Source organism: Pseudonocardia oceanicola, assembly GCF_047200735.1.
Lineage (GTDB): Bacteria > Actinomycetota > Actinomycetes > Mycobacteriales > Pseudonocardiaceae > Pseudonocardia.
In genome coordinates, this window is sequence record NZ_JBJZON010000059.1 from 1 (window position 1) to 4022 (window position 4022).

Annotated in this window: 3 protein-coding genes; 1 reads left to right on the forward strand and 2 read right to left on the reverse strand. The window is 71.3% G+C overall.

The genetic code is table 11. The features are described from left to right. Window positions 1-450: 450 nt before the first annotated feature. Window positions 451-1218, reverse strand: coding sequence for an enoyl-CoA hydratase/isomerase family protein (locus ACL02T_RS34690; RefSeq protein ID WP_412835060.1), 768 nt, complete (start codon window positions 1216-1218; stop codon window positions 451-453). 119 nt (window positions 1219-1337) lie between these two features. Between ACL02T_RS34690 and ACL02T_RS34695 the strand changes: the two genes are divergently transcribed. After that, window positions 1338-2828 (forward strand): aldehyde dehydrogenase family protein, encoded by a 1491-nt coding sequence (locus ACL02T_RS34695; protein WP_412835061.1) that lies wholly within the window; start codon window positions 1338-1340, stop codon window positions 2826-2828. A 66-nt stretch (window positions 2829-2894) separates the two neighbouring features. Here the strand turns inward: ACL02T_RS34695 and ACL02T_RS34700 are convergent, their stop codons facing one another. Continuing rightward, window positions 2895-3944, reverse strand: coding sequence for an alcohol dehydrogenase catalytic domain-containing protein (locus ACL02T_RS34700; RefSeq protein WP_412835062.1), 1050 nt, complete (start codon window positions 3942-3944; stop codon window positions 2895-2897). Between the last annotated feature and the right edge of the window lie 78 nt (window positions 3945-4022).

A 4022-nucleotide genomic window follows, 5' to 3' on the forward strand; every position in this document is an offset into this window, starting at 1 on the left:
TCCACGCTCCTGTCCCCGGCGACACCGACCGACTGCCCGGTGTCCGCGCACGGACGGTTGGGTAGGGCCATTCTCGCCGACGTTCCGCCGCTGTCTCGGGCTCACGCGCTACTGTTTGCCCGGCCCACCCGCGGATGATCAGCGCGTGGGCGTGTCTTGGTCGAGCCGGGACCCCGCGCCCGCCCAGAGGTGTGCCTTCCCGCCGAGGCAGGCACCACCACTCGGCAGCCCTGAGCGGCGAGCTCGTCGAGCCTGCCGGCGAGATCGCGGATCGCTGGCCGACGAGGCACGCACGCTGCTCGACGACCTCGCCCATCGGCTCCCGCGCCCCGGCGCCCCCACCGCCCTGACGGTGCCGCCTTGAGACCACGCGACGTGCATGCGGCAATCTGACGGCGCCGCCCGAGGTCGGCCCCACCCGCGAATTGCTCCGACTCCGAGTCCGTCGCCTCAGCGGCCCACGAAGACGGGCGTGGTCCGAGCCGCCGCAGCGGCCAGGCCGATCCGGCAGTCCTCTGTGGGCCACAACGTCGACTGCTCGCCGAACTCGCGCTCCGTCGCCTTCTCGACCTGATCCGCGAGACCTGCTCGCATCGTCGCCTTCATCGAGCGCACGGTCAGTGGCGCCGAGGCCGCGATCCGCTCCGCGAAGGCGATCGCACCCGGCACCGGGTCGTCGCCGTCCACGAGACGGTCGGCGAGCCCCAGCGAGCAGGCCTCGGCGCCGTCGACCCTGCGTGCGGTGTAGAGCATCTCGGTGGCCCGTTGGGATCCGACCAGCCGCGGCAGCGTGACACTCAGGCCGAAGCCGTGGTGAAAACCCAACGAGGCGAAGTTGGCGTGGAACCGGGAAGAGGCAACGGTTACCCGGAAGTCCGCCGAGCAGGCCAAGCCCAGTCCGCCACCCACCGCGGCGCCGTTGACCGCAGCGACGACCGGGATCGGCACGCGGAACAGCCGCACGGCCTCCCGATACAGTCGCCGGAAGTCCTCGGCCCGATCCTGCGGAGCCCCGGCGCCGAGGTCTGCGCCCGCACAGAAGTGCTTCCCCGCCGAGGCCAGGACGGCCACCCGGCAGCCCTGGCCGGCGAGCGCGTCGAGGGTATCGGCGAGATCGCGGATCGATCCGAGGTCGAAGTAGTTCGCGGGCGGCCGGTTCATCGTGACCAGCGCGACGTCGCCGCGGTGCTCCACGTCCATCCCGTTCCGTTCTCCCATGAGGTCCTCCCGAGGTGGCGGCGGGGCCGTGCTGAGGCTCCGTCGGTCGATTGACGCGCCGTGCACTATCACTATGATGTACATAGATACCACCTCACAGCAGAGTCGCAGGAGGCACGTTGAGCACCACCCCCAGTCCGACCGCTCTCGATGTCGAGGTCCCCGGCCTCGACAAGCTGTTCATCGGCGGCGAGTGGGTCACCCCGGCCGGCAGCGAGACGATCGACGTCGTGATGCCGTCGACCGGGCAGGTCGTCGCCACGGTGCCCGCGCCGTCGCCGGCGGACGCCGATGCCGCCGCCGAGGCGGCCCACAAGGCGTTCGCCGAGGGACCCTGGCCGCACATGCCCGTCGAGGAGCGGATCGCGGTCGTCACGCGCTTCGCCGAGGCCCTCGAGGCCCGGATGGACCAGATGAACCGCCTGTGGGCGTTCGAGTCCGGCTTCCCGCTGACCCACAGCGCGATGATCAACACCGGCGCGTCCACGCTGATCTGGCGCGAGGCGCTGCGCAACGCAGCGGCCATCGAGTGGGAGGAGGAGCGCAACGAGGGCGGGTCACAGGTACTCCTCCAGCACCAACCGATCGGCGCGGTCCTCGGGATCATCACCTACAACGGGCCGGTTCCCCTGCAGGGGATGAAGATCATCCCGGCGCTGCTGGCCGGCTGCCCGGTCGTGGTCAAGGCGGCGCCGGAGTCGCAGCTGACCACCCGCGTCGTCGCCGAGGCCGCCCGTGAGGCCGGCTTCCCGGCCGGGGTCTACAGCATCCTCGCCGCCGGTACCGAGACCTCGAAGCACCTGGTCGGTCACCCCGGCATCGACATGGTGCACATGACCGGCGGCACTGCGGTCGCGGTCGACGTCGTCGCGCGCACCGCGCCCCGGCTGGCCCGCACCGCGCTGGAGCTGGGCGGCAAGTCGCCGGCGATCATTCTCGACGACGCGAACCTCGACGAGGTGCTGCCGACCCTGGTCCCCGGCGCGATCGGTGGTGTCGGCCAGGTCTGCGTGGCCCTGTCGCGCATCCTGGTCTCCCGGGCCCGCTACGACGAGGTGGTGGACCGGCTCGTCGACGAGTTCGGCAAGTACAAGCTGGGCGACCCGTTCGAGGAGGACACGATCCTCGGCCCCCTGGCCAACGCCAGGGCGCGCGAGCGCACCGAGGCCATGCTCGAGCGCGCCCAGGAGCAGGGCGCGAAGATCGCCGTTGGTGGCAGGCGGCCTGAGCACCTGCCCGAGGGCGGGTTCTGGTTCGAGCCGACCCTGCTGCGGGACGTCACCACCGACATGGACATCGCGCAGGAGGAGGTATTCGGCCCCATCACCTGTGTGCTGGCCTACGAGGACGTCGAGGACGCGATCCGGATCGCCAACGACTCGAAGTTCGGCCTCGCCGCCTCGGTCTACTCCTCGGACAAGGACGCGGCGCTGGGGGTGGCCAAGCGGATCCACTCCGGTGGCGTCGCGATCAACCTCGCCGGTGTCTGCCTCACCCAGCCCTTCGGCGGCGTGAAGCAGTCCGGCTGGGGTCGCGAGTGCGGCAAGGAGGGGATCCTGGAGTTCACCGAGGTGAAGCAGATCCTGCTCTCGGGCTCCTACTCCGGCTGAGCCGACGCGAGAAGGGGCCCGTCCGGACGTCCGGACGGGCCCCTTGTCGCCGCTACGGCCGGACCGTCAGGCACCCTTGGGTACCAGGACGCCGCGGCCCGTCAACGAGCCCGCCTCGAGCTGGTCGAGCGCACGAAGGGCCTGGTCCAGCGAGAACGTCTGGACGGCGGGCCGGAGGTGGCCCGACTGCGCCAGTGCCACGACCTCGACGAGGTCCTGGTAGGTGCCGCTGTAGGGCCGGGTGAGGGAGGCCCCCCACGGCAACGACAGTGCTCCCTGGCTGGTCTCGAAGGTGAAGCGGCCCTCGGTCAGCCCGATCGCCCGGACGGCGCCATAGGGCGCGACCACGCCGGTGGCGAGAGCGAGCGTGGCGTCGTTGCCCACCAAGTCGAGCACCACGTCCGCACCCGTCCCGCCGGTTGCGGCGAGCACCTTGTCCGTGATGGACGGGTCGGAGGAGTCGAGCGCAGCATCGACCTCGTCCCGGACAGCGGCGAGCGCAGCCTCCCTCACGTCGAGCACGATGACCCGCGCGGAGGTGATCGCCCGCAGGATCTGCACAGCCATCCGTCCGAGCCCACCCGCCCCGATGACGACCGCCGACGAGCCGGGCCCCAGCAGGTGCAGGGACTCCCGCACGGAGTGGTACGGGGTCAGTGCCGCGTCGGTGAGGGTCGCGGCGATGGTCGGGTCCAGGTCGCCGGTACGGACCAGCGCCGACGCCGGCGCGACCATGAAGTCGGCCATCCCGCCGTTCACACTCACGCCCGGCGTGGCTGCCGGGGCGATCCTGCTGCCGGTGTTGAGGCAAGCGTTCTGCTTGCCCGCGGTGCAGGACCGGCAGACCCCGCAGGACCAGACCGGATAGACGGCGGCGGCGTCACCGACCGCCCAGCCCGAGACCCCCTCCCCGACGGCGACGACCCGGCCCGCCGTCTCGTGCCCGAGGATCGTGCCGGCGGGCACCCAGGCCTCAGTGGTGCGGCGCATGTGCACGTCCGTCTGGCAGACCCCGGCTGCGCGCACCTCGAGCAGAACCTGACCTGCGCGAGGCTCAGGTGTGTCGATCTCGGTGAGCTCGAGCTTCGTCGGCTCGAGCAGTTGGACTGCGCGCATCTCTCTCCTTCTCGCGATGTCAACAGATGTTCGTGGTCAGCCGGCGATGGTCCAGGTGTCGCGGCCGGTGAGCAGGGC